We start from the raw sequence: 26084 nt of genomic DNA, 5'->3' as shown, positions 1-26084 counted from the left end.
TCCAAAATCCCTCGCGCTTATCGCGCCTCTTAGGTTACAGAATTAAGCCGGCACCAAGCTTGACGCCGGCCGGGATAGGTTACAATAGGGGCCGCCAAAAAAGGGGGGTTCCCCCCAATCACAAGGAGCACCACCCGTGAGCGCATTAAAAGAAAACGTACTCGGTCGCCTCAAAGAAGCCTTCCCCGACGCAAAAATGGCCCTGGTCGACACCACCGGCACCAATGATCACTGGCACCTAGAAATCGCCAGCGACCACTTTAAGGGGTTGACCCGCGTGAAACAGCACCAAGCGGTGTACAAACCGTTGCGCGATTTGATCGACAGCAACCAGGTTCACGCGCTGAAGCTGGCGACCTACACCCTGGAGAAATGGCCCCACGAGGATTAACCCCCACGCGGGAGCCTGGGTTGACCCGGCGCGCCCTGTTACGGGCTGCCCCCCACCCCATCTTTTGACGATTCCTTGAATGAACACCGGCCGCCGGCCGAGGGGATCGGTTTTATAGGGAATATGTTTGGACGGGCACTGACCCGGCGCGCCCTGAAACGGGCCGCACCACCCCATCTTTGGACCATGCTTTGATTGAATGCCGGGCGCAGCCTGGCCACACTGGACGCATCCTAAAGGGATGCAATAGGTTAGCCCAGGGTACGACCATTGAAAATGGTCGTACCCTGGGTCTATGGGGTTCACGAACGGGAAGGCCCTGTAGGGGCCGACACCACGGGCGTTGCGGATGATCACCCCGCGGGGATGATCCCGGTCGGGTGTTGCATGGTCGCCATCATTTTTAGGGCCGTTTGGTGGTTTTGTTGTGTGGCCGACGCCGTCGGCGTCTACGCGACGAGAACCCCAGTGGACCCAGAGCAAATGGTTGTGTCACAACCATTTGATCTGGGCTGAAATCACCGGCGCCCGCGGCGCCTATGCGCCTTCAGCGCAGCCAGTCGTGGTTCACCTACGGTTCACGATTTAAATTAGTTATGGTCCACGGATTGCGGTGTGCGAACCCCAGCGGGGTTCACCGGATCAATGCTCGTCCAACCATTCCCCCATTTTAAATGGTCAACCCCAACGGGGTTCACCGGATCAATGCTCGTCCAGCCATTCCCCCATTTTAAAGGTCAACCCCAACGGGGTTCACCGGATCAATGCTCGTCCAGCCATTCCCCCATTTTAAATGGTCAACCCCGTCAACGTTCACCGGATCAATGCTCGTCCAACCATTCCCCCATTTTAAATGGTCAACCCCAACGGGGTTCACCGGATCAATGCTCGTCCAACCATTCCCCCGTTTTAAAGGTCAACCCCAACGGGGTTCACCGGATCAATGCTCGTCCAGCCATTCCCCCATTTTAAAGGTCAACCCCAACGGGGTTCACCGGATCAATGCTCGTCCAGCCATTCCCCCATTTTAAAGGTCAACCCCGTCAACGTTCACCGGATCAATGCTCGTCCAGCCATTCCCCCATTTTAAAGGTCAACCCCGTCAACGTTCGCCGGATCAACACCCATTCAAAGATAACGAGCCGGCGGTAGGCCTCCCCGCAATTCGACGGGTGGGGGAACCAGGCCCGCCGGCTTCAATTCCCGATATCGGCCGTCAACGTTTCTCGGAACAGACGGTTTTGAATTTCGGCCTGTTTCTCGAACAACAGCATCCCGTCCAATACCCGCGCACCCGCGGCCTCGGCCTGCTTCATGAGCTGGGTGACGGCGGGGTTGTAGATGGTTTCCATCACCACGGCCACCCCCTCGGGGACCCGTTCCAACGGGCTCATCGCGTCGTGGGGCGCCATGCCGACCGAGGTGGCCTGCACCAAAGCGTACGCACCCGCTTCATGCCGCGTTTCCCACGCTAGGAAACGCGCTTGGGCGGGTAGATCCCGACATTTTTCGGCGGAGCGATTGGTTACCTCGACCGGCAAACCCAATTTCAAACAGGCCGCCACCACGGCTTTCCCCAAGCCGCCGTACCCCAAAACGCGCACGGTGCGGCCCGCGGGCACCACATCCTCCAGCAACGTTTCCATGGCCAGGTAATCCGTGTTGGCCGCCGACCAGGTGCTCCCGTCGCGGAGCAGGGTGTTGACCGCGCCTAAATCGGCGGCCTCGGGATGCACAAAACGGTCGGCCCGTCGCGCCGCGGCTTCTTTCAAGGGTTTGGTGACGGCGGCCCCGCGCAATTCAGGGAAGGTCTGTAACAACAGGGCTAAATCCGCGTCGGTTTCGCCGGGAAGCGGCACAAACAACGCGTTTTGGTTAATTGAGCGCAACAGCGGCGTGTGGTACCCCGGTGAACGGGAATGGGCAATCGGCAGCCCCAACACGGCAAAGGCCTCAAAAGGTCCACCGCGATCACCAAACAGGTCGCGCATGCGTGAAATGCTCACCTGACCGGGCGCGACGGCGGCGGCTTCGCTTTTGGCGACAAAGGTAAAAGGCGCGCCGTAACGCAGCGAAAGCACCCGCGAGGCATAATAGTCGGCACCCATGAAAAAATGAACCAACGGCCGGGTCCCCGCTCTTTGGTACAGGCGGCGCTGGGTTGCAAAATCGGCCGTTGCGCCTCCGGTCCCAATGATTTTCAGGATATCCGCCCGCGTCGCCAAGGCCCGTTCCAAAAAGGGTTCGAGATCCACACCCACGCTCAGGCTGTGATGGGACAACACCACCTTTTTACCGGCGGCGTGAACCGCGGCGATTTTGTCGTCCAAATCGTTTTCATCCAGCTCGAGATCAATCCAATCAAAGCCGGCCTTGAGGCAGGCAAGCCGTTGTTCCCAACCGGAACCGTCACGGTCGGCGGCGGCGGCACGGCCCAGGTGATGCTCACTTCGGAAGGTGGCCAGCAGGGGGCCGGCGGTTGCGGCGCGCAAGCCGGCCGCGTCGACAGCCTGGTCGAAGTGATCCAAACGCACTTCCACGGCCAAGGCGGGGTCGGTGCGGGCGGGCGCAAAGGGCAAATCGTGCGGGGTCAGCGAAACACACAACATGAATGAACTCCCAAAAAAGGAAAAACCCGGCGAAACACCGGGCTCTCCACAGGGTTTTTAAAAGGAAGGCGGTGGTTTTATCCCAATACGAAGTTGGAGCGAATCCACTCGCGGTTGAGCCGGGCGATGTTGGCCAAGCTGATTTCCTTGGGGCACTCGGCTTCGCAAGCACCGGTGTTGGTGCAGTTGCCGAAACCCTCGGTGTCCATCTGATCGATCATGTTGCGAACGCGGGTGGCGCGCTCCACGCGGCCCTGGGGCAGCAATGCGAATTGCGAAACCTTGGCGGACACAAACAACATGGCCGAGGCGTTTTTACAGGCCGCGACACAGGCACCGCAGCCGATGCAGGTCGCGGCGTCCATGGCCAGATCGGCGTCTTGCTTGGCGATGGGGATCGCGTTGGCGTCGGGTGCCGAGCCGGTTTTGGCGGAAATGTAACCGCCGGCGGCGATGATGCGGTCAAAGGCGGAACGGTCAACGACCAAATCCTTGATGACCGGGAACGGCCGCGCGCGCCAGGGTTCGATAACAATGGTGGCACCGTCTTCGAAACTGCGCATGTGCAACTGACAAGCGGTGGTGCCGCGTTCCGGTCCGTGGGGTTGACCGTTGATGAACATGCTACAGGCACCGCAAATGCCTTCGCGGCAGTCGTGATCAAAAGCAATGGGTTCCTCGCCCTTACTTTCCAAATCATTGTTCAGCAGATCGATCATTTCCAAGAAGGAAGAATCGGTGGACACATCGTTAAGGCGGTAATCGACGAATTTGCCTTCGCCGTTGGCGCCCTTCTGACGCCATACCCGTAAGGTAAGATTCAGGCTACTCACTTATAACTCCTCTGCGTCAACTTCACGTACTCGAACTCAAGTGCTTCTTGGTGGCGGGTGGGTTCCTGGTCGTCGCCCTTGTGTTCCCAAGCAGCAACGTGGGTGAAGTTTTCGTCATCGCGACGGGCCTCGTTTTCTTCCGTTTGGTGTTCCTCGCGGAAGTGACCACCGCAGGATTCCTCACGCGTCAACGCATCGCGACACATGAGTTCGCCAAATTCGAGGAAGTCGGCGACGCGACCGGCTTTTTCCAAAACCTGGTTGAACTCGCCGGGCGTACCGGTCACCGAAACATCGTTCCAAAACTCCTCGCGGAGTTTGGGGATCTGCTCAATGGCGCCCTTGAGGCCCTCGGCTTCACGGGACATGCCGCAGTTGTCCCACATGATGCGGCCCAACTTCTTGTGGAAGTCGTCAACGGTTTGTTTGCCGTTGATGTTCATCATCTTGGTAATGCGGTCGGTGGCTTCTTTTTGGGTGGTTTTAAACGCAGCAGCGTCGGGGTTGAGGCCCATATCGTTGTCGCGGGCCAAGGAATCGAGGTAGGGTCCGATGGTGTAGGGAATCACAAAGTAACCGTCGGCCAAACCCTGCATCAGCGCGGAGGCACCCAAGCGGTTGGCGCCGTGATCGGAGAAGTTGGCTTCGCCCAACACGAACAAACCGGGGATGGTCGACATCAGGTTGTAGTCAACCCACAGACCGCCCATGGTGTAGTGCGGTGCCGGGAAAATCCGCATCGGCGTAGAATAGGGATCCTCACCGGTGATTTTGGCGTACATGTGGAACAAGTTACCGTAACGCGCTTCAATCGCGGCGCGGCCGTCGCGTTTGATGGCGTCGGCAAAGTCCAGGTAAACAGCCAAACCGGAGTGACCGACCCCGCGGCCTTCATCGCAGACGGCCTTGGCGGCACGGGAGGCCACATCGCGGGGCACGAGGTTACCGAAACTGGGGTAACGGCGCTCCAAGTAATAGTCGCGTTCACCCTCGGGGATGCTGGTGGGACGTCGCTTGTCGCCGCGTTCCTTGGGAACCCAAACGCGACCGTCGTTGCGCAGGGACTCGGACATCAGCGTCAGCTTGGATTGGTGCTCACCGGCCACCGGAATACAGGTGGGGTGAATCTGGGTGAAGCAGGGGTTGGCAAAGAAGGCGCCGCGTTTGTAAGCGCGGTAGGCGGCGGTCACGTTACAGGCCATGGCGTTGGTCGACAAGAAAAAGGCGTTGCTGTAACCACCGGTCGCCAAACAAACAGCGTGGCCCGCGTGGGATTCAACTTTGCCGGTAACGACGTCGCGCGTGATGATGCCGCGTGCTTTGCCGTCCTCAACCACCACATCCAGCATTTCGGTGCGCGGGTAAAGGTCGACACGCCCTTCGTGGACCTGGCGCATCAGCGCGCTGTAGGCGCCGAGCAACAATTGCTGACCGGTTTGACCCTTGGCATAAAAAGTACGCGAAACCTGGGCGCCGCCGAAGGAGCGGTTGGCCAACATGCCGGAGTACTCACGCGCAAAGGGAACACCCTGGGCGACACACTGGTCGATGATGTTGTTGCTAACCTGAGCCAACCGGTACACGTTGGCCTCGCGGGCGCGGTAGTCGCCACCTTTGACGGTGTCGTAGAAAAGACGGTAAACGGAGTCGCCGTCGTTGGGGTAGTTCTTGGCGGCGTTCACACCGCCCTGAGCCGCGATACTGTGGGCGCGACGGGGACTGTCTTGAATGCAGAAGGATTTGACGTGGTAACCCAACTCAGCCAAGGTTGCGGCGGCCGAGGCGCCGGCCAAACCGGTGCCCACGACAATAATGCTGTACTTCCGTTTGTTGGCGGGGTTCACGAGTTTAAGGTTGAAACGGTGGTCATCCCAGGATTTTTCTATGGGCCCCGTTGGCGCTTTTGAATCAAGAATCATACTAGAGACCTCCCTTGATCATCAGGTAGATCGGAATGCTGGAAAAGCCCAACCACAAACCGACCGAGGCAAGCAGGGTAAGCACTTTGAGGTGTGGGGTATACGCCGAATGGTGTAAACCCAACGATTGGAAAAATGACTGGAGACCGTGACTAAGGTGGTACCCGATCAACGCCAAGAAACCCAAATACATCAGTCCATGCAGGGGTTGAGCGAGTGTTTCGACGACCAATCCGTAAAGCCCAAAGGGGCCGGACTTATCGGCGAAGGTAAAGTCGGCAAGGTGGATCCCTACATAAAAGATCACCAAAATGCCGGTAATGATCATGCTGCGCGAGGCATAGCTTGCGCCCGAGGCGTCTTTAAACTCGTAATCGTTCCCGCGCGCGCGGTTATTTTCCCACGTCAAACGAAAGGCAAGGCCGACGTGAAGCAAAAAGATTCCCAACAATCCCAGACGAGCCGGCCACAACCACGGCTGTTTCGCCAAAAATTCAGCGTAAGCGTTAAACGCTTCCGCACCCACGAAAATGAGCAGATTGCCGGCAAGGTGGGCGACCAACCATCCGGTCATGGCGACGCCCGTCAGCGCCATCAGCAATTTCTTACCGATGGACGAATTCACCAAATTAATAAGCCATCTCATCAAAATTCTCCTGTTCCTGTGCGTCAAACGCCAGTTGAACCTACGTGAAGCCTAATGCAACTTGGAGGTAGACTCAAACCTAAAAAACGTGATCCTCGGCAATGACTTTTGTCAACCCTCTGAGCGACATCGACTTGGAGAAAACACGCTCGAAACGTTCGGCGCGCACCGTCTTCTCCCAAACCCTTATGCTCCAGATCGTTAACAAAAACCAACCCCAGCTATCGCGTTTTGTCCTAAGAAGCGCGAGAACCCGCGCCGGCTTTGGCTAAACCTCTGGACTGCAACGGCCCGTGAAGGTGCTCAACGGGCGCGGTCGTGTGCGACCCCGGTCCACTTTCCCCAAACCATTTCGCTCCAGATTTTTGGCCAAAAATCCCTCGCTCGTCCCACGTCTCTTAGGTTTTAGGTTACGTAAAAATCCATGGCCGCTCAACTTACCGACGCCGTCCAAAGCGCGTTGAAAAACCCACCCAACACGGGCCTTCCACAAAAAGCGGCGATCACGGCTCCCAACACAAAAGGAGGCGACCCTTAGGCCGCCTCCATCAATCAATCGTCAAAGGTTATATCCAACCGCAACCGAAGCGGTTTCCCGGCCAAATTGGCGGGTAGGTTAATGGTGACCGGTACCTCAATCGGGGCCAAGGCAGCGGCGGCGGGTGGTGCCGTCACCGGTCCGGTGGCGGGTGGTTGCGGCGTCGCAAAGCCGGAATCCTCTTCCGCCATGTTGGCGATTTCCGCCATATCGTCGAGCTCTTCGATCTCGAGTGGATCCATGTCGTCCAGCTCGATGACCTCGGAGTCGTCCAAGGCGGGTAAAGGTTTCAAGCCGGGCGCTTGCGCCCTGGCCGGCCCCTTCACCGCGGGTTCCACAACTTCGTCTTCGATAAAATCGATTTCGTCGAGTTCCCCCTCGGACGCACGTTGACGGGTGGGCGGATTGGCCGCGATGGAAGCGGCGGGTGGCCGCACCGGATTGGGTGCAATGGAGGACGCCGGTCGCACGGGTTCAGGCGCAATCGAAGCGGCAGGGCGGGGCGGCGGGGCCGCGGCCGGTTTTGGCGCGGGTGCCGGCTTCGGCGGCGCGGCGGAAATTTGCGGCTTGGGGCGTGACGCCGACTTACCAGGGACCGTGGGCAGCGGCGGCGCGGAGGCGGCAAATTTGGAAGAACTCGCGGCCGGGCCGCCTTCTTCCTCCAAGCCGTACTTGGAGGCCAAGTTCTTCAACACCACCTTACTGATGCCTTTAAGGGTTTCAAACACGCCGACGCCCTTGGGCGCAATCGCCTCGAAGTGCGGCACATTGAAGGTGTTGACGCGCGCCTGCAATTCTTCAATCGCCATCACGTTTTTCATGTCGCGTTTGTTGTACTGGATCACGTGCGGCATGTCGGCGATTTCAATATTTTGTTCTTTGAGGTTGGTGATCAGGTTTTGAAAACTGTCGATGTTCGCTTCGATCATCGGCGCCTGAGAATCCGCAACAAAAACAACCCCGTCCGCACCCTTTAACACCAACTTCCGCGTGGTGTCGTAGAAAACCTGGCCCGGCACGGTGTAAAGCTGAATCTTGGTTTTCATTCCGCGGATTTTGCCCAGGTCGATCGGCAGGAAATCAAAGAACAAGGTACGGTCCGTTTTGGTGGCGAGGGACAACATTTTCCCTTTGGCCGTACCGGGCAAAGTGTCGTAGATATACTGCAAATTGGTGGTCTTTCCGCACAGACCTGGCCCGTAATATACGACTTTCGCCGTGAGTTCTTTGGTGGCGTAATTAAACAGAACCATCTGTCGCTCCAAATCACGGTCTCGTACACGACCGAATCAGTTGCCCATTCCACACGAACAAGCACATCTTATAAACCCTACTAAGTCATGACAATGGGCTAATCTAGCACGATTCAGGAACGTTGTACAATCAATTGAAGCCGGGATGAGGACAAGCTCACCAAACGTCGCTTCGTACTTTAGAAGCGCTCGCCCGCGCCGACACCCGGTCGATAAACCCTTGTCGACAGGGACGATGTACCCCGGCTCACCCCGACCACAATCGGGCCTTGCCCCGGCCCCTCGAGATTTGTAAGATGAGCGGCCGTGATCCCGTGTACCCACGTGACACACCACCTCACTCGCCCCAATTCAGGAGTCTTCATGAGCTACGTTTTACTTGGTATTCCCAACTGCAGCACGGTTAAAAAAGCACGCGTTCATCTGGAAGAAAAATCCGTCCCCTTTTCCTTCCGCGATTTGCGCAAACAACCACTCGGCGCCGATGAATGGCGCGCCCTCGTCGACCAAGACGACACCGGCACCCTGATCAACACGCGCAGCCCCTCCTTCCGCAAAACGGGGCAACCCGCCAAAGGGCTCGACGCCGAAACCAAGGTCAAGGTATTGTTGGAACAACCCACTGCCATGAAACGGCCCGCCCTACTGCGCGAAAACACCCTGCTCCAGGTCGGTTACGACGCCGACTTCTACAACAGTCTCCCATCTTGAATGGGCCGGCTTGGCCGCCACGCTCCGTGCCGCGACGCACTTCCTCCCGTCCTGTAAAAGCTGTCTAACCCGGCGAATAACCCACTGCTAAAACCCACCAGGTTACCCTCGGTTTCCCTTCCTTGGAGGTCCCCATCATGTCTCCGTCCAATCCCACCGAATTTGCACCGGACAAGGATGCCGGTTTGTTCGCAGGCGCCCGGCTCCCCGATCAGGCCGATGTGATTGTGATCGGCGTCCCCTGGGAACCCACGGTTTCCTACGGTCGCGGCACCTCCCAGGCCCCCGCGCGAATGGTTCCCGCCTCCCACCAACTCGACTACTTCGTGCCTTTCCTCGGCCGTGAATTCGCCGACGAGGTGGCCATGCTCCCGCTCAACCAAAGCTGGCTCGACGCCAACCAACGTTGCATCAGCTTGGCCGACCCGATTCTTGCCGAGGGCGGCAGACTCAGCGGCGACCTCGCCGAGAACCTGGCCCAGATCAACCAAATCAGCGAACAGATCAACGGCGAACTGGAAGACCTCACCCGCCACTGGCTCAAGCAAGGCAAAATCGTGGCGGTCCTCGGCGGCGACCACAGTTCGCCGCTCGGCTCGATGCGCGCCCACCTGGCCCGTTTCCCGGACATGGGCGTATTGCACATCGACGCCCACCACGATCTGCGTCAGGCCTACGAGGGTTTTACCTATTCACACGCCTCGATTATGTACAACTACCTGACGCAAAACGCGCCTAAGGGGCCACTGGTTTCGGTGGGTATTCGCGATTACGCCCAGGCCGAGCGGGAATTTGCAGAAAAGGATCCACGCATCACGACCTTTTATGACGCTGATTTGGCCGCCGCCGCGTTCAAGGGCACAAGCTGGTCGCGACAATGCGATCAAATCATTGCCGCGCTACCGCAACAGGTTTACATTTCCTGTGACATCGACGGACTCGAGCCGGGTTGCTGTCCCAACACGGGCACCCCGGTTCCGGGTGGTTTGTCCTTCAACCAAACGCTGTTCCTGATCGACCGTTTGCGCCACCACAAAAAACAGGTGGTGGGTTTCGATTTGTGCGAGGTTTCCCCGAACCAAGATCGCGACGACGACGAATGGGATTTGAACGTGGGGGCGCGCTTGCTACACCGCCTTTGCGCCGCGGCCTACCAAGGAAAATAAGGTGGTTCGGTCGCGGCGGAGGCAATCTCGCAACCGTCCGCGCCAACCCGAGCAAGCCGGCCTTTCCCGACCCGGAACCCGACACACAACACATTCAATTCATTGGCTTCCAAATCCGATAGACAGGGTGGGTCCCGGTTTTGTTATGATGTGCGCCCCGCTGGACGGGATACGGGAGGAAGCAAGTGGTGCAAATATTTTCCGGCGACATCGCCCATGTGGTCGCGGATCCGTTTACCCATGGGGACGCCCTGCAAATCATCGAAAACGGCGCGTTCGCGGTAGACGAGCAAGGCACGATCCTGGCCCTCGACAAACGCGACAGGGTAACCCGGCGTTATCCCGATGCGGTTGAAACCCGTTTCGACGGCTGGGTGCTGCCAGGCATGATCGACGGCCATATTCACTTCCCACAAACCTTTGCCACCGCCGCACACGGCACCCACTTACTCGATTGGCTGGAACGATCGGTTTTTCCCGCCGAGGCCGCTTATGCCGATGAAGATTTCGCCAGGTCCGCTGCCGAAACCTTTGTCGACCAACTGCTTCGCTCCGGGACGACCACCGCGCTGGTGTTCGGCTCCCAATTCCCCGGCGCCACCCGCGCCCTGTTCCAGGTGGCGGCGGAAAAGGGATTGCGCATCATATCCGGGCTGACACTCATGGACCAGGGTGCGCCGGACGCCCTGCTCCACACGGTACCCCAAGCCGAAAAGCTAAGCCGCACGCTGATTGAAGAAGTCGAAAAAGAACCCAAGCTGCACTATGCCCTGACCCCGCGTTTCGCCCTGTCCTGCACGGCCGAGATGATGACGCTCTGTGGCGAGCTGGCACGGGCTTACGATGGGCTTTACATTCAAACCCACATCAATGAAAACGGCGAAGAAATTGAGGCCACGGCGGCGGCATTCCCCGAGGCGGCGAATTATTTAGATGTTTACGATCGTTTCGGCTTGTTGGGCTCGCGCACGGTTCTGGCCCACAACATTCACACCTGCGACGCGCAACTCAAGCGCCTCGGTGAAACGGGCACCGCGGTTTGCCACTGCCCCGCCAGCAACTTCTATTTGGGCAGCGGTATCTTTTCATTGAAACGCCACCGCCACCACGGCGTGCCGGTTTTGGTGGGAACGGACATCGGCGCCGGCACCAACTTCGGGGTACTGGAAGAACTAGGATCGGTTTACAAAGCGCAGCAAATGCAGCGCTTGTCGCTGAACGCGGCGCAATTGTTGTACCTGGGCACCCTCGCCGGCGCGGAAGCATTGCAAATGGCGGATCGTATTGGCAACTTCGCGGTGGGCAAACAGGCTGATTTCGTGGTGATCGATACGGCCGAGGATCCAGGCTTGCGTTTGCGACTGGGCTTTTGCCACAACCCGGAAGACGCTTTGTTCACCCAGCTTAACTTGGTACGCCCGCACCATGTGCGCGCCACGGCGGTGGCGGGACGGCTCCACCAGCCACGCGGGCATGGGGCGGTTTAGTCTAGGAAACGCGGGTTATCGCGCTGCCTCGGTTTAAGCTAAGAGGCGCTGAAGCGAGGGGGTTTGGCTAAAAACCTGGAGCGAAATGGCTTGGAAAAAGCGGGCCGGGGTCGCGCACGACGCGCACCCGCCGGATGCGGTGAGCACTTTCACAGGCCGTTGTAGCCCAGAGATTTAGCCAAAATCACCGCGAGTTATCGCGCTTCTTAGGTTTAATGGCCGGCGTCGGCCAGCAAGGTGGTTTTGTGCTGTAAACGGAACCAAGAACGGTCCAGATCGGGTGCGATCTCAATGGACGTGTAGTTAATCTCGGAAAACCCGGCACAGCGTCCTTTTTGGGCGTGGCCGTCCTCGTGGGTGCAGAAATTGGTATCGCGCTTCTCAACGCGCTTGGGAAAAACAACGCCGTCAACCGCCTGATAGGCTTTGGTTGTTTTAAAAATCGGCTTCTTGCCGGAATAATGTTCCACCACACGCTGAATAAGATAGGTATCGCTATTAAGAAAAACGGATTTGTGATGGCCGTGGGCGGTTTTGAGGTCGAGTTCGTAGGCCTCACCCTGGCCAAGCGACACCTTACCACGGTGCTCGAGTTGATGGCCTTTCTCACGCCAGGCCACCAGCGGCCCGGCGATGTCACCCATCTCTTTTAAAAAAGCGGCTTCTTTCGCGCCCATGCGCATGGGTTTGGCGTCACCCATCATGGGGTTAATTTGCCAACCTTCATTTTGGACCAACACCATCATGATGTGTTTGTCACCCATGGCGTATTCAAAGCGGATCTTCCCGTCGGCGACGGCGTAACTAAAGTCCATGGTGATCGAGGGACCTTTGACGACCCCGTAAACCCGAATGGATGTCAATGCATCCAGCTTGGCCGCACCACCGCGGGCGGCCAGGTTTTTGTCGATGAGGGTCTCAAGGTCTTGTGCGAGAAGCACGGTGCCGGCGCCCACAAGGGCGACCCAGCAAAAGAGCCCGAAACGCATTAGGTATTTCATGCACGCTCCACGGAACCAAATCGGCGGCATACACCCTGGCCAAAACCCTGTTCAGGACGCCTCATAACGGAATATCCCAGGGGATTCCCCGCGAAGCCGAGGCAAAAGAGCAGGCGGCAAGCCAAGTAAAAATAAAGACAAAGTACGCCGATAAAATTGTACGCGGCTTCGCGCCACTTTGTTTCACCAAGACGATGATCTTTCCGCCTGAGCCCGCATTTCTCACAAGGATTCGTCGCGAGAAACTGAAAGCCTTGTGAGTACGAAGGTTACGACCAAGAGACGGAACAGGGGGCCGACCATTCGGCGTAGCAGCTGAGGCGAAGGCGGCTCGAGCGAGTAAGGCGGACGGCCAACCCTCGTACTTGCATGGCGTTCGGCTTCGTAGCAGAATTCCTGGTGAGAAATGCGGGCTTCAGTGACTCCGTTTCTTGCGACCGCGCGGCAGTTTTTTGGGCAATTGAATGCGGAACTCGGTGAAGCGGTCGGGTTCGCTGACGACACGGATATCGCCGCCATGGTCCAACACAATGTCGCGACAAATGGCAAGCCCCAAACCGGTACCTTCACCGGGTGGTTTGGTGGTGAAAAAGGGTTTGAAAATGTTTTCCAGAAGTTCTGCCGGAATGCCAAATCCATTGTCGCGCACAACAATGTCGACGGTCGCCCCGTTATCCTCGGTACTCACCCATATTTCGGGATTAAAATCGCCGCCGACCTCCTGCCGTTTTTTGAGGACGGCGTAACAGGCGTTGTTGAGCAGGTTGAGGATGACCCGGCTCAGCGTTTGTGGGACGACCACGATATACCCCAAACGTTCGTCAAATTTCTTGTGGATGGTCAAACTCATGGCTTTGTGTTTGGCCTGCAAACCATGGTAGGCAAAGGAAACATACTCCTCGGTCAGCGCGTTGATATCGGTGGCGACAGGTTTGGAGGGCGCGTTGCGCGCAAGCATCAACATGCTGTGAATAATGCTGGTCGCGCGTTTGCCGTGTTTGCTGATAATGGAAACATCGTTGCGCAGGGTAATTAAAATATCGTCAATATCTTCCAATACTTCGGCGGGAAGGCGCTCGCGGTTTTCGCGAATGGCGTCGGTCATCTCTTCCACCAGTTCCAAACATATCCCGGAAAAGTTGTTCACGAAATTGAGCGGGTTTTTCAGTTCGTGGGAAATGCCGGCGGTCAGGGTGCCGATGGAGGCCAGCTTCTCCTGACGCATGAGTTGTTCGCGGTTGCGGTTGATCTCGGTACGCATGTCGCGATTCTTTTGGCGTAACAGGGTCGCCGCGTCCTCGGTGTCCCCACCGTCACGTTCCTGCTTGAGCGCCAACTGCCATAACCGCAAGAGGGTAGAGGCTTTACTCAGGGGCAGAGGGAAGGGACAGCGCAAATCGAGTACCCAAGAGCCCGGCGTGCAACTCCCCTGTCCCACCTCATTGGGGTGCATGAAGCGGTACCACTGAGCGCCGTCGCTGGTTTGGTTCTGGTAAACCCCTTTGAGGCTGCCGTAATTTTTATAGGCTTTGGCCTGAAACGGCAGGGGTCCGGGCTCATTGTCGGCGGCCTCGTGCCAGACTTGCTGACGCACGTGCCAGCGTTCCCCGGAGCGTTCGCCGTGGATATGCAGTTGATCGCCGAGGGTTTCGCGACAGCCGAGAATGACCTCCCGAAACACACTAAATTCGCCAAACAGCGAAACAATGGCCTCGCCGTAAGTTTCCGGCCCGCCGGCCTGGTTCAAGGAACTCAGGCCGTCGATGATGGCGTCAATCGCCAGCCACCAGTCGTCAAGACCCTGGAATGATTCTGCACTCATGAAAATCCCTCTAAAGACCATCGGATCGGCGGCTTTGGTTCTGAACCGTTCCGATTAAATTAGCACAAAGAAGTGGAGAAGTGCGGGTTAGGCCGGCCGTCGTGCCGGTTCCCTTGATTTGAGATCAAAACCGACGCGAACCGCGTTTGACCCGCCCCACCGCAAGGGATGCAACGGGAGGAACCGGCCCATGCAGGTTCGCCCCGCCAGGCCTCGAAATAGCTTCATGCCGCGCGGCAACACAACGGCCGTCGGCTGTTCTCCTCGATTGAAACTTATGCCACAAGCGAATTGTTCCGAAGAAATAAGTAGATGATGACCCACTTTTTTTTGGTCATTTCCTTGTAAAATAAGGTCGTTGCTGATTGCAGCGGCAGGTACGGGAACAGATACTTCACCTCGCGCGCGCCGACTGTTCCTCAAGCGAACCCGCTTCGCGGTACCCCGCCCAGCCACATACGTTTCCGAGAAAGGGGATCGCCCCCACTCGGTGCGGTATCCGTCCCATCTTTTGCCCGACTTCTTGAGACAGGCCGATAATGATTCGTTTGAACCGCCCATCGATGATTCTTCAAGCATGGCTTTTGACCTGCTGTACCCTCGTCCTCGCGTCCGACCGGATGGACAACGTGGTGGTCAAGCAATGGGGTGCCGAGGAAGGCCTGCCACAAACGTCAATCACCCAAATTTACCAAACCGACAGTCATTTTCTTTATCTTGGCACCCTGGACGGTCTCATTCAATTTAACGGCACCCAATTTAAGCGGGTGGTGCCGGAAAACATCCCCAACCTACCGAACACCCGCATTTCGGCCATCCATCAAACCGAGGACGGCACGCTCTGGGCCGGGACCCAAGGCGGTGGCCTGGTCGGCCTCAAAGATGGACAAGCCACCTTGTACAATCGCCGCCAAGGTCTGGCGGCCGAGGTGGTTCACTGCCTGACCGGCGACGGTGAGGGCACGCTTTGGATCGGCACCAGCGGGGGGATCAGCCGACTCGACTTAGCCCAACGCCGCCTGTTCACCCATGGCGAAATCGCCGGCCTCACGGTGTTCACCGTGGCCCGGGATCAAAGCCGGCGCATTTGGTTGGGTACCGACCGCGGCCTGTGGTACCTCAGCAACTCGGGGATTTTCAAAAAGTTCCCCATTCCCAAGGAGGGCATCGAAAGCGAACCCATCGTCAACCATTTGACCCCCTCCGTCCGCGGCGGGCTCTGGGTCGCCACACAGGACTACGGTCTCCTGTACCTGCCTCCCCTGCAGACCATCCCCTATCCCGAGGCCATGCCCGAAAGTTATATCGACGGCATCGGCCACTGGCAGGTCGCCGACGGCTTGCGCCACCCAACCATCGTTCACATGGTCGAAGACCGCAACGGCATGATTTGGTTGGCCGGTCGCGGTTCGGTCATTTGCTTCGACGGCCAAACCTTTTCCCATTTGGATGCCAAAGAAATCAACGTCTGGTCCCTGTGGGAAGATACAACCGGCACCATTTGGTTCGGCACCCACGGCGGCGGCCTCTACAAAATTGTCCCCCAACCCATTTCCACCCTATCCCGAGACGAGGGGCTAAGCCACGACGCCATGATGGGCATGGTCCAAGACAGTCGCGGCACCAAGTGGTTCGCCAGTTACGGCGGCGGCCTCTATCGCTACAACCGAAACGGATTGAAACGCTTCACAACGGAAGACGGCCTGAGCCACGACATTGTGTGGACGGTCGGTGAAGGTCCGGCGGGGAACATTTGGGTGGCAACCCAAGCTGCCTTGGACGTGTTTGACACCGATTTCCAACCACGGCACGACGTGCTCCACCCCGAGCTGCCGCGCGAAATGACGGTGTACCTGATTTACCGCGACCGCCGCAACCGAATGTGGCTGGGTTCCGACAGCGGCTTGTACACCATTGACGGCAACCAACTCACCCACATCGGCCATGAGGACGGACTCCCCGGAAACCGGGTCACCTACCTCCTCGAGGATGATCGCAACCGCATTTTGCTGGCCACCAGCGGCGGGGCCGCTATTTTGGAGGGTGATCGCCTTAGCAAAATCACCGCCGATCACGGTTTACCACACCCCTTGGCACGGGTGGTGTTTCAAGGTCCAGACAAACGCATTTGGGTCGGTACCTACGGTGGCGGCCTCGCGCTGCTCGACGAACGCGACCCGCTGCAACCCCGCGCCAAAGCCGTTCAAATCAACAAACATTTCCCTCCACCAACCGTTCACTGGATGACCCTTGATGCGGAAGGTTACCTGTGGCTCTCCTCCAACACCGGCATCTACCGCATACGTTACACGGACCTGAGCCAAGCGGCCGACAACCCCGAGATCGGCTTGGAATGGCAAAGTTTTAACCGCGCGGACGGCATGGTTTCCGAGGAATGCAACGGCGGGTTTTACCCCTCCGCCATTCGCGACCGCAACCAACGTATTTGGCTACCAACCATGCGCGGCATGGTTTCCTTCCACCCCGAATCCTTTGCGCGCGAGGAAAAGCAGGCCGACCTCTTTATCGAAGGGATAGAGGTCAACAATGTTTGGTATCCCAATTCCGGCCTAGACAACCTCACCTTGCCCGCGGGCAGTCGTTCCTTTTTTATCCGTTTCAGTTCCCTAAGTTTCTCCGATCCCGGTCGCCACCGGGTGCGCTACAAGCTGGACGGCCAGGACGAGGAATGGATTGAAGACGAACATGTCAACGAGGTCAAATACACCAACCTCAAACCCGGCCACTACACCTTTACCATTCAGTCAACCAGCCGGGCGGGCGGCCCCAAAAACCAGGAAGTCCGCATCGCTTTTGAAATCTTGCCGTTTTTTTATGAGACCCACGCCTTCCGCGGACTTATGGTATTGGTTTTCCTCGTGCTGGCGTGGTTGGCCCACTGGGTGGCAACCCGACGCTTGGCCGCCCACCAAAAGTACCTGGCCGATTTGGTCGCGCGCCGTACCCGCGAAATCGAACAAAAGCGCCTTCGCCTTGAAGAAACCAACCAAGCCCTGACCGTGGCGCTAAAGGAACGCAGCGACCTGATGCACATGGTGGTCCACGACCTCAAAAACCCGATCTCCGCCGTCTCCGGCTACAGCCAAATGATGCTGGAAGAAGACGAACTGGAAGCGCACAACCGCGACATTGCAACCCGTATCCAAACCAGCGCCGACCAAATGCTGGGCATGATCCAGGAACTGCTCGAAAGCGAACAGTACGAGACCGCCTTACCCAAACCCCGCTTGGCCGGCGAAGAACTGGACACCCTGCTGCGGGACTGGACACGGGAATGGATCGTGCTCGCCAACCTCAAGCGTCAAACGGTCGAATACGAAAGCAGAGCCAAGGCCAAGGTCTCCATTGATCGCCGCCGCACCAAGGAAATCTTCGACAACTTGGTTAGCAACGCGATTAAATTTTCACCACCACAAACAAAAATTCGCGTCAGACTGGAGCAAGAAGAGGGTTTTGCCCTTGTCCAAGTCAGCGACCAAGGCAGTGGACTCAGCAGCGAGGACATGGACAAGCTGTTCGGCAAGTTCCAAAGATTGTCTGCCAAACCCACCGGTGGCGAACCTTCTTCCGGTCTGGGCCTGTACATCGTGAAACAACTGGTTGAGTTACAGGGCGGTACGGTTTGGGCCGAATCCATCAACCGTCAAGGTGCATCGTTTTTCATTCGTCTGCCCTTGCTGGATTGTTAATGCGCGGCAACCGCATCACAAAACGAATTTCCAACCGGACAACCACCCGCGAACCTGCTAATTTAAGGGTAAATTGCCAACCCGCATGTTTATCCGAATCCTCGCTCTTTTGAGTCTGTATGTTATTTGCGCTGACCATCGCCGTCTTTTTCCAACTTGACCCGGCCACCGCCGGCAAACCCCGCGTCACACGCGAGCCGTTTCCCTATCGCGCCGCCATGCTGCGCGATATCGAAACCGCGATGGGCCTTCACCAACCCAGCGTCTGGGATTTGACCCATCCGGGCACCGACCTGCAACTCGATTGGTCCTTCTCACCCGTCGGCGATGTCGGTTTTCGGCGCATGATCCTCAATTCACCAGACGGCGGTTATACGGTTTTTGAAGCCTGGCATCTCGCGCCGGATCGGCTCAAAGCCTTCCTCTCGCTGTGGGGCCACCCCGAACCGGTCGACTGGCCACGCCTGCTCGGCGAGATACCGGAAGGCCGCATTGTCGCCGACGCGGAACAAGGCCGCTTGGCGATTTTTCGGGACCTCCCCTTCGACGCCAATCCCTGGAACCTCACCCCTTTCCTTTTGCAACACCTGCCGATTGTGCAGGGGGAAGCCGACCGCACGGGCGAGGGCACCGCGCAGGACCCTTTTGTTTCCAACCGCAACGCCGGTTACCTGACCGACCTGGTGAACGAGGAACTCATGGACCGCGAGGGCGTCCCGCTGCGTATCTCTAAGTCCTACACGATCGAGGGCCGCTTCAGCCGCGTTACCCCCAAAATCGCGCTGGAACGCCGGCTCAAACGCGACCTCAGCGGGCGCTATACGGTTTTCGACATTTTCTCCATTGAGGCCGAGGTACTGGTGGGCGAACGCAAGATCCGCCGTGAATCCAAAAGTTCTCGCGAAACAGGCGCACTGTTCGAAACGGAGAAACGGGTGATCGTGGTGCGCCACGGTTTTGCCTCCTGGCACAAGGCGCTTTTTGCGCGCACCTTCTCGCCGTCCAGATTACCCTATTCCACCGAAAACCTGATTAATCTTCCCGTCGGCGTCCGTGTCATCCTTCCCAGTTCAAGCGGGTTAACCCTGGTCGAGCAGGTGCGCCGCACCGATCTTTTCGGTCAAAGCCTGCCCTTGCGACGGAACGCGTTAATGGGCATTCGCGGCACCTTTTTTGTCAGCGTCGTCAAACGCACGCCCACCCGCCTCGACGTGCGCTTCGGCGCCCGCATCGAACGGCCTTTTGGTTTCGACGTCCGCTTTCGCCCCGATTTTGACGGCGCCTTTGACCCGCTGCGTCTGGTCATGGGCACGGTCACCCAACTGCGTGCCGAGCAAACCTGGGGCAGCCGCATCTTTGTTCAAAAACAAGTCGACTTAAACGACCCCGAGGCGGTGGCGGAAACCCTGGCGGCACTGGCCCGCGGGGTGCGCTTTCACGGGTTGTTTCTGGGCAGCGCCGCCATCGTCAACTTCACCTTCCTTCCCAAAATCGACGCCTTTCTGGTGGACCGTTTTATTCGCGGCAGCTTGCCGGAGATGGCCTGGCAGAGCCGCATGGAAAGCCGTTACCAGTTCCAGACGGCCTACGCCAAGCTGGGCATTCGCCCTATTTCCCTGCGCGGTGAACAAACCAACATAGAGGACGATTGGCACTTCTTCGACCTGATCGATGTCACAGAAAACCGCGGACGCACCGGCTCCTACCGCTACAACCGGACCTTCCGATTCTTCGACCATCTCAACCGGCGCAAGGTCCAAGCCGCGGCCTTCTCGGGCCTGGGCCATTTTGACCAGCAGGGAGAGGGGCGCAGCTTTTACCTCCAGGTCATCGATATGAAAAGCCAATCGAACATGTCGCCCGTGCGTTATTACCAACTAACCCAACGTCTGAAACGCAGCCTGGGACAACGCGCGGCCTTAAAGCGCGGCGGAAGCGCCCCCATGGATAAGCCGTTTGAAGACGCAGAAATCGGCTACCGACTGGTGCTGACCCAAGCGGGCATGACCAAGGTTGCTGAAATCATGCGCGGGGTGTTGGCGGAAAAATCGGGGGAAACCAGCAAACTAGGCCGCTGGCTATGGTTCCGGCCGATTTTGCGGTTTCGCATCAAGGCCGGCCTTCGTCGCGACGATGCCGGCTATTTCGCCCTATCCCGCATGATGTTTCGCTTGTCGCGGTCACACGGCCCCTTGTGGCAAATTTTGGATCAATTGGAAACATCCGACTACGTTTTGGAGTATCGCGAGGCGGCGCGTCATCGGCCGATTGTGCAAGATTACACCGGCGACACGACAGCCATCAGCAATATCATTCGCGCGCAACGAAGGTGGCAAGAGTTTTCCGTTCTTGACAATATTTTCATCGACCGGAACATAAACCCGACGAATCGATGAAATTCACTGAAGATTCCTAAGAAAAGAACCACCGCTTGGCCCGGTTTTAACATAAGCTTGACGTTTCATCGCTACAATGCGCATCCCGGTCCGCGTATCACCCACGACAGCGCTTCTTTTTATTGGCTAGGAGAAGCGTCACTTTTGGTGAGGAATTGGGTGATTCAACCGGGATGATGATGTGCCTTTCGCTTTTTCCTCGCGGCTTCCGCGAGAAAAGTGGAAAACGCAACCTTCGGTTGTGTTAGGTGGGGTGCGATTCCGTTGAACCAACGGTTTGATGACCCCCCGCCACGCGCGCTTTCCTTGTCTCGCAATGTTTATTACTTGGAATCTCGACGCGTTTTGACCCTATGACACTTCGTACGAGCCGGCACCACGCTCCACCGTTCCCATAAAGTTCCGCCGGCTTCGTGTTCTTGCAAGGAGAAACCTTTTACATGTTTGGTGATACGATTTTCTCAAGGGTGCGCCGATCAGCCGCGCTTTCCTTGACCCTCGCTTTATTCGCGGGCTTCGCCGCCAGTGTGCAAGCCCAAATCTTCATTAACGAACTGGATTCAGACCAAGCCGGTACCGAGGACCGCGAGTTTGTCGAACTCTTCGGCCCCGCCAACGCCTCGCTTGACGGCCACGTGCTCGTCTTTTTCAACGGCAACGGCGACGTTTCTTACAACACCATTGACCTCGACGGCCAAACCCTCGACGCCAACGGCTTTTTTGTCATCGGCGGTTCCGGTATTCCCGGTGCCAACCTGCCCCTGAGCAACAGCGCCCTCCAAAACGGCGCCGACGCGGTCGCACTTTACCAAGATGTTCCGGGCTCATTCCCCAACGGCACCGCGCCAACCACCACCAATCTGGTTGACGCCGTCGTTTACGACACCAACGACGGCGACGACGCCGGCCTGCTGATCCTGCTCAACGCCGGCCAACCCCAGGTCAATGAAGACGGCAACAGCGACAAGGACAACCACAGCATCGCCCGTTTTCCCGACGGCGGCACCCAACGCAATACCGACACCTACGTGGCACAGTTACCCACGCCGGGCGCGACCAACGGCGGCGCACCGCCGGTTATCGTGATTAATGAGCTGGACGCGGACCAAGCCGGAACCGAGGACCGCGAGTTTGTCGAACTGTTCGGTCCCGCCAACGCCTCGCTTGACGGCCACGTGCTCGTCTTTTTCAACGGCAACGGCGACGTTTCCTACAACACCATTGACCTCGACGGCCAAACCCTCGACGCCAACGGCTTTTTTGTCGTGGGTGGCTCCGGCATCCCCGGCGCCGACCTGCCCTTGAGCACCGGCTCGCTCCAAAACGGCGCCGACGCGGTTGCGCTTTACCAAGATGTTCCGGGCTCATTCCCCAACGGCACCGCACCCACCACCACCAACTTGGTTGATGCGGTCGTTTACGACACCAACGACGGCGACGACGCCGGTCTGCTGATCCTGCTCAACGCCGGTCAACCCCAGGTCAATGAAGACGGCAATAGTGACAAGGACAACCACAGTATCGCCCGTCTTCCCGACGGCGGCACCCCGCGCAACACCGACACCTACGTGGCCCAAGCCCCCACGCCCGGTGCACCCAATCCAGGTGGGCCCAGTGCACCCGAGGTGGTGATTAACGAATTGGATTCCGACCAGGCCGGCACCGAGGATCGCGAGTTTGTCGAACTTTTCGGCCTCGCCAACACCTCGCTCGACGGCCTGATCATGGTCTTTTTCAACGGCAGCAGCGACACCTCCTACCACACCATCGACCTCAGCGGTCAGAGCCTCGACGGCGACGGCTTTTTTGTTGTCGGCGGCGCGGGTATTGCCGGCGCGGACTTACCTTTGCCCGACACGACCCTTCAAAACGGTGCCGACGCGGTTGCCATTTACCAAGATGTTCCCGGCAACTTCCCTGACGGCTCCGCGGTTACCACCAACAACCTCGTTGACGCGGTTGTTTACGGGACCGGGGATCCCGACGACGCCGGGTTGCTGGTTCTCCTCAACGCGGGTCAACCGCAAGTGGATGAAGATGGCAACGCGGACAAAGACAACCACAGTATCGCCCGCCTTCCCGACGGCGGCACCGCCCGGAACACCGACACTTATGATGCCCAGGATCCCACGCCAGGCGGACCCAACGTGCCCCCCCTGGGCCCCACGATTGTCATCAACGAGCTGGATGCCGACCAAGCCGGCACCGAGGACCGCGAGTTCGTGGAGCTCTTCGGCCCCGCCAATACCTCACTCGACGGCCACGTGTTGGTGTTCTTCAACGGCAACGGCGATACCTCCTACCTGACCATCGACCTCGCCGGCCAAAGCCTCGACGCCAACGGCTTTTTCGTTGTCGGCGGCTCCGGCATCACCCAAGCAAGCCTGCCTTTGGCCGACTTCGCGCTTCAAAACGGCGCCGACGCGGTCGCCCTGTACGCGGATGTGCCAGGCAGCTTCCCCAACGGCACCGCCGTGACCACCACCAACCTGGTTGACGCCGTTGTTTACGACACCAACGACAACGATGACGCCGGCCTGCTCTCGCTTTTGAACGCGGGCCAACTTCAGGTCAACGAAGACGGTAGCGGCGATAAAGACAATCACAGTATCGCCCGCTTGCCCGACGGCGGCACACCGCGCAATACCAACACCTACGTGGCCCAAACCCCCACGCCGGGTGAATCCAACCGCATCATCCCGCCCGTCGTCATCAACGAGTTGGACGCCGACCAAGCAGGCACCGAGGACCGCGAGTTCATCGAACTCCATGGTCCCGCCAACTTCTCGCTCGACGGCCTGGTGCTGGTTCTCTACAACGGCAACGGCGACGTTTCCTACAACGCCATTGACCTAACCGGCCAAAGCCTCAACGGCGAAGGCTTCTTTGTCATCGGTGGTGCCGGCATTTCCCAAGCCGGCCTCCCCCTGCCAACAGGTTCTCTTCAGAACGGCGCCGACGCGGTCGCGCTTTACCTGGGTACACCCGCCTCCTTCCCCAACGGCACCGCCGTTACCACTGACGACCTGGTTGATGCGCTCGTATATGACACCGGCGACTCGGACGATGCCGGCCTGCTCGTATTGTTAAATGCCGGCCAGAGCCAAGTGGATGAAGACGGCGCCGGCGACAAGGACAACCATAGTGTGGCCCGCGTACCCGACGGCGGAACCCGGCGCGATACCAGCACCTATGTCGCCCAAATCCCCACGCCCGGTGAGACCAACGTTCCGCCAACGGTCCTAACCATCGCCGAAATTCAGGGCAACGGCTTGGCTTCCCCTCAGGACGGCAACACCGTGCGTACCGAGGGGAACGTGGTTACCGTCGTCGGCGACAGCGGCTTCTTCATGCAAACACCCGACGCCAACGTCGACGCCGATCCCGAAACCTCGGAAGGTATTTTTGTGTTCTTGGATGCCGCCCCCACCGTTTCCGTCGGCGACATCGTCAACGTCGAAGGTCCGGTTGTTGAATTCTTTGATTTCACCGAATTCACCGGCGCCGGCATCACCGTCGACATCATTTCCAGCGGCAACCCGCTGCCGACACCCATTCAATTGGACGCAACCCTGCCTTCTCCGAACCAACCCCAGGCCGACACCGCGCTGGAACGTTTCGAGGGCATGTTGGTGACCATGAGTGGGATCGCTACCGGACCGACCGACCAATTCGGCGACACCGCCGTCGTGGCCGGTAGCCAGGATCGCGCGTTTATTGAACCCGGTATTGCCTTCCCCGGCCGCGCCGGTCAACCTGTCTTCGACGGCAACCCCCAGGTATTCGAAATCAACAGCGACCAGTTGGGCACCCCCCGTGTCCAAATCCACGCGGGCCAAACCATTACCGAGGCCACCGGTGGTTTCGGTTTCAGCTTTGGCGATTTCCAAATCTGGCCCTCGACCCTGACCGTCGGCCCCGCCAACTTCGACCCCACCCCGGTTCGCACCCGTCAAAGCGGCGAATTCACCGTCGCTTCGCAAAACATGTTGCGCCTGTACGACGATCAGGACAACGGCAACGGCGACAGCGTTACCCCGACCAACGAGTACAACCTGCGTCTGGGCAAGTTCTCCCTGTGGATTCGTACCGTCATGGGCGCACCCGACATTCTGGCGTTGCAAGAAGTGGAAAGCCTGGCGGTTCTGCAGGACTTGGCCGCACGCATTAACGCGGACGACGGCACCATCACCTACACGGCCCAGTTGCTGGACGGCAACGATCCCGGCGCCATCAACGTGGGTTACCTGGTGCGCGACAACGTCACCGTTAACAGCCTGACCCAAGTTCAAGCCTCCGAAACCTTCAGCTTCAACAGCAACACCTTCGACCTTCACGACCGTCCGCCCCTGGTTTTGAACGCCACCGTCACGGCCGGCACCAACACCACCGAGATCACCGTCATCAACATTCACAACCGCTCGTTGAATGACATTGACGAAGATCCAGGCAGCGGCGAATTCGTTCGCACCAAACGCAACCTGCAGGCGACCCGGATTTCCGAATACATCCAGGACCTGCAAACCGCCACACCCACCGTCAACCTGATCGTACTCGGCGATTTCAACGCCTACCAGTTCACCGACGGGTTTGTCGATGCACTCGGCCAGATCAGCGGCATCCCCGATCCGCTGGGTTCTTTGGTTCCCGCCACCGTGGTCGTGGATCCGCCCCTGCGCAACCACGTGCTGGATCTGCCCGCTGAAGAACGTTACTCCTTCGTCTTCGACGGCAGCGCCAATGCCCTGGACCACGTGCTCAGTTCACAAAACGGTACCTGCCTTGTCAGCGGCGTTCAGTATGCCCGCGGCAACGCGGACATGCCGCGTGACTTGGATGAAGACGGCGCAACCGCCGCCCGTTCCAGTGACCACGACGGCATCGTGGCCTTCATCGGCCCCCGTCCCAGCCTGAACGTCACGCCGACAGCCGGTTTGACCGTGGACGAAAGCGGCACCACCACCGCGATGCTCCAGGTCTCACTGAGCGCGGCGCCTAGCGGCGACGTCACCGTCACCGTGACCAGCAGCGACACCGGCGAAGCCACCGTCGACACCGCGATGTTGACCTTCAACAGCACCAACTTCGGTACACCCCAAATGGTGACCGTGACTGGTGTTCAGGACAACACCATCGACGGCGACCAAAACTTCACCATCACCGTGAGCGCGACCTCCGGCGACGCCTGCTTCAGCAGCCTGACCCCGGTCAGCGTGAGCGGCACCACCAGCGAAGGTTCTGTCACGGGTTTCACCGTCGTCCAAACCGGAACCAACACCATCCGCATCACCGGTCCTCCCAACAGCGACGTCGGTGTTTATTACTTCGACCCTGCAACCGATACCTGGATCCTGATCGGCGGCACCACGCTCGATGGCAACGGCAACGGCACCATCACCGGCACCCTGCCGCAAGATGTCGCCATCGGCGTCGGCAGCAGCGACGGCAGCGTCCTGCCCACCGAGGTGCTGTTCGTGACCGTTCCCACCTTGGGTGAATGGGCGCTGATGTTCCTGTTGGCGGCCATGGCCGCCACCGCGATGGTCATCGGTCGTCGTAACCGGCACGCCTAACCCACCTTTTTGACCCGCAACCGCAAAGG

General features: G+C 58.6%; 13 protein-coding genes and 1 pseudogene. 7 read left to right on the top strand and 7 right to left on the bottom strand.

Annotation, left to right across the window (positions count from 1 at the left end; genetic code table 11):
• The first annotated feature begins 136 nt into the window (after positions 1–136).
• Positions 137–391, top strand: coding sequence for a BolA/IbaG family iron-sulfur metabolism protein (locus tag J3U88_RS26610; protein ID WP_207862047.1), 255 nt, complete (start codon positions 137–139; stop codon positions 389–391).
• Positions 392–1587: 1196 nt separating this feature from the next.
• Here the strand turns inward: J3U88_RS26610 and J3U88_RS26605 are convergent.
• From J3U88_RS26605 to J3U88_RS35435, 5 genes and pseudogenes are all read right to left on the bottom strand, one after another.
• Positions 1588–3000: a type I 3-dehydroquinate dehydratase gene (locus J3U88_RS26605; RefSeq protein WP_207862046.1), complete on the bottom strand. Its 1413-nt coding sequence runs from the start codon at positions 2998–3000 to the stop codon at positions 1588–1590.
• Positions 3001–3077: 77 nt separating this feature from the next.
• Complete coding sequence (locus tag J3U88_RS26600) at positions 3078–3824, bottom strand: succinate dehydrogenase/fumarate reductase iron-sulfur subunit (protein WP_207862102.1); 747 nt, start codon at positions 3822–3824, stop codon at positions 3078–3080.
• A gap of 5 nt (positions 3825–3829) precedes the next feature.
• The gene (locus J3U88_RS26595) at positions 3830–5752 is read right to left on the bottom strand and encodes a fumarate reductase/succinate dehydrogenase flavoprotein subunit (RefSeq protein WP_207862045.1); all 1923 of its coding nucleotides are present in this window, start codon (positions 5750–5752) and stop codon (positions 3830–3832) included.
• A gap of 1 nt (position 5753) precedes the next feature.
• Entirely contained in the window at positions 5754–6398 is a 645-nt protein-coding gene (locus tag J3U88_RS26590) for a succinate dehydrogenase cytochrome b subunit (RefSeq protein WP_207862044.1), read from the bottom strand.
• Between the two features lie 1218 nt (positions 6399–7616).
• Positions 7617–8189 (bottom strand): annotated as a pseudogene (locus J3U88_RS35435) (GTP-binding protein); the annotation flags it as partial.
• Between the two features lie 363 nt (positions 8190–8552).
• Between J3U88_RS35435 and J3U88_RS26580 the strand changes: the two are divergent.
• From J3U88_RS26580 to guaD, 3 genes are all read left to right on the top strand, one after another.
• Positions 8553–8900: an arsenate reductase family protein gene (locus J3U88_RS26580; RefSeq protein ID WP_207862042.1), complete on the top strand. Its 348-nt coding sequence runs from the start codon at positions 8553–8555 to the stop codon at positions 8898–8900.
• 137 nt (positions 8901–9037) lie between these two features.
• Positions 9038–10066 carry an agmatinase family protein gene (locus J3U88_RS26575; protein ID WP_207862041.1) on the top strand — a complete coding sequence of 343 codons (1029 nt, stop codon included), beginning with the start codon at positions 9038–9040 and terminating at the stop codon, positions 10064–10066.
• Positions 10067–10251: 185 nt separating this feature from the next.
• The gene (guaD, locus tag J3U88_RS26570) at positions 10252–11553 is read left to right on the top strand and encodes a guanine deaminase (protein WP_207862040.1); all 1302 of its coding nucleotides are present in this window, start codon (positions 10252–10254) and stop codon (positions 11551–11553) included.
• Between the two features lie 212 nt (positions 11554–11765).
• Here guaD and J3U88_RS26565 read toward each other — a convergent pair whose 3' ends face one another.
• Both J3U88_RS26565 and J3U88_RS26560 read right to left on the bottom strand, forming a co-directional pair.
• On the bottom strand, positions 11766–12554 hold the full coding sequence (locus J3U88_RS26565) for a hypothetical protein (protein ID WP_207862039.1): 789 nt from the start codon (positions 12552–12554) through the stop codon (positions 11766–11768).
• A gap of 415 nt (positions 12555–12969) precedes the next feature.
• Positions 12970–14376 carry a sensor histidine kinase gene (locus J3U88_RS26560; protein ID WP_207862038.1) on the bottom strand — a complete coding sequence of 469 codons (1407 nt, stop codon included), beginning with the start codon at positions 14374–14376 and terminating at the stop codon, positions 12970–12972.
• Between the two features lie 539 nt (positions 14377–14915).
• On the opposite strand from J3U88_RS26560, the gene J3U88_RS26555 reads away from it, so the two are divergent.
• From J3U88_RS26555 to J3U88_RS26545, 3 genes are all read left to right on the top strand, one after another.
• The gene (locus J3U88_RS26555) at positions 14916–18086 is read left to right on the top strand and encodes a sensor histidine kinase (RefSeq protein WP_207862037.1); all 3171 of its coding nucleotides are present in this window, start codon (positions 14916–14918) and stop codon (positions 18084–18086) included.
• A gap of 119 nt (positions 18087–18205) precedes the next feature.
• Positions 18206–20482, top strand: a complete 2277-nt coding sequence (locus J3U88_RS26550) for a hypothetical protein (RefSeq protein ID WP_207862036.1) — start codon at positions 18206–18208, stop codon at positions 20480–20482.
• A gap of 440 nt (positions 20483–20922) precedes the next feature.
• Positions 20923–26055: a hypothetical protein gene (locus J3U88_RS26545; RefSeq protein WP_207862035.1), complete on the top strand. Its 5133-nt coding sequence runs from the start codon at positions 20923–20925 to the stop codon at positions 26053–26055.
• The last annotated feature ends 29 nt before the right edge of the window (positions 26056–26084 follow it).

This window comes from Acanthopleuribacter pedis (genome assembly GCF_017377855.1).
Classification (GTDB): Bacteria; Acidobacteriota; Holophagae; order Acanthopleuribacterales; family Acanthopleuribacteraceae; genus Acanthopleuribacter; species Acanthopleuribacter pedis.
Note: the sequence above shows the minus strand (reverse complement) of the source record. Positions and strands in the feature narration are given on the sequence as shown.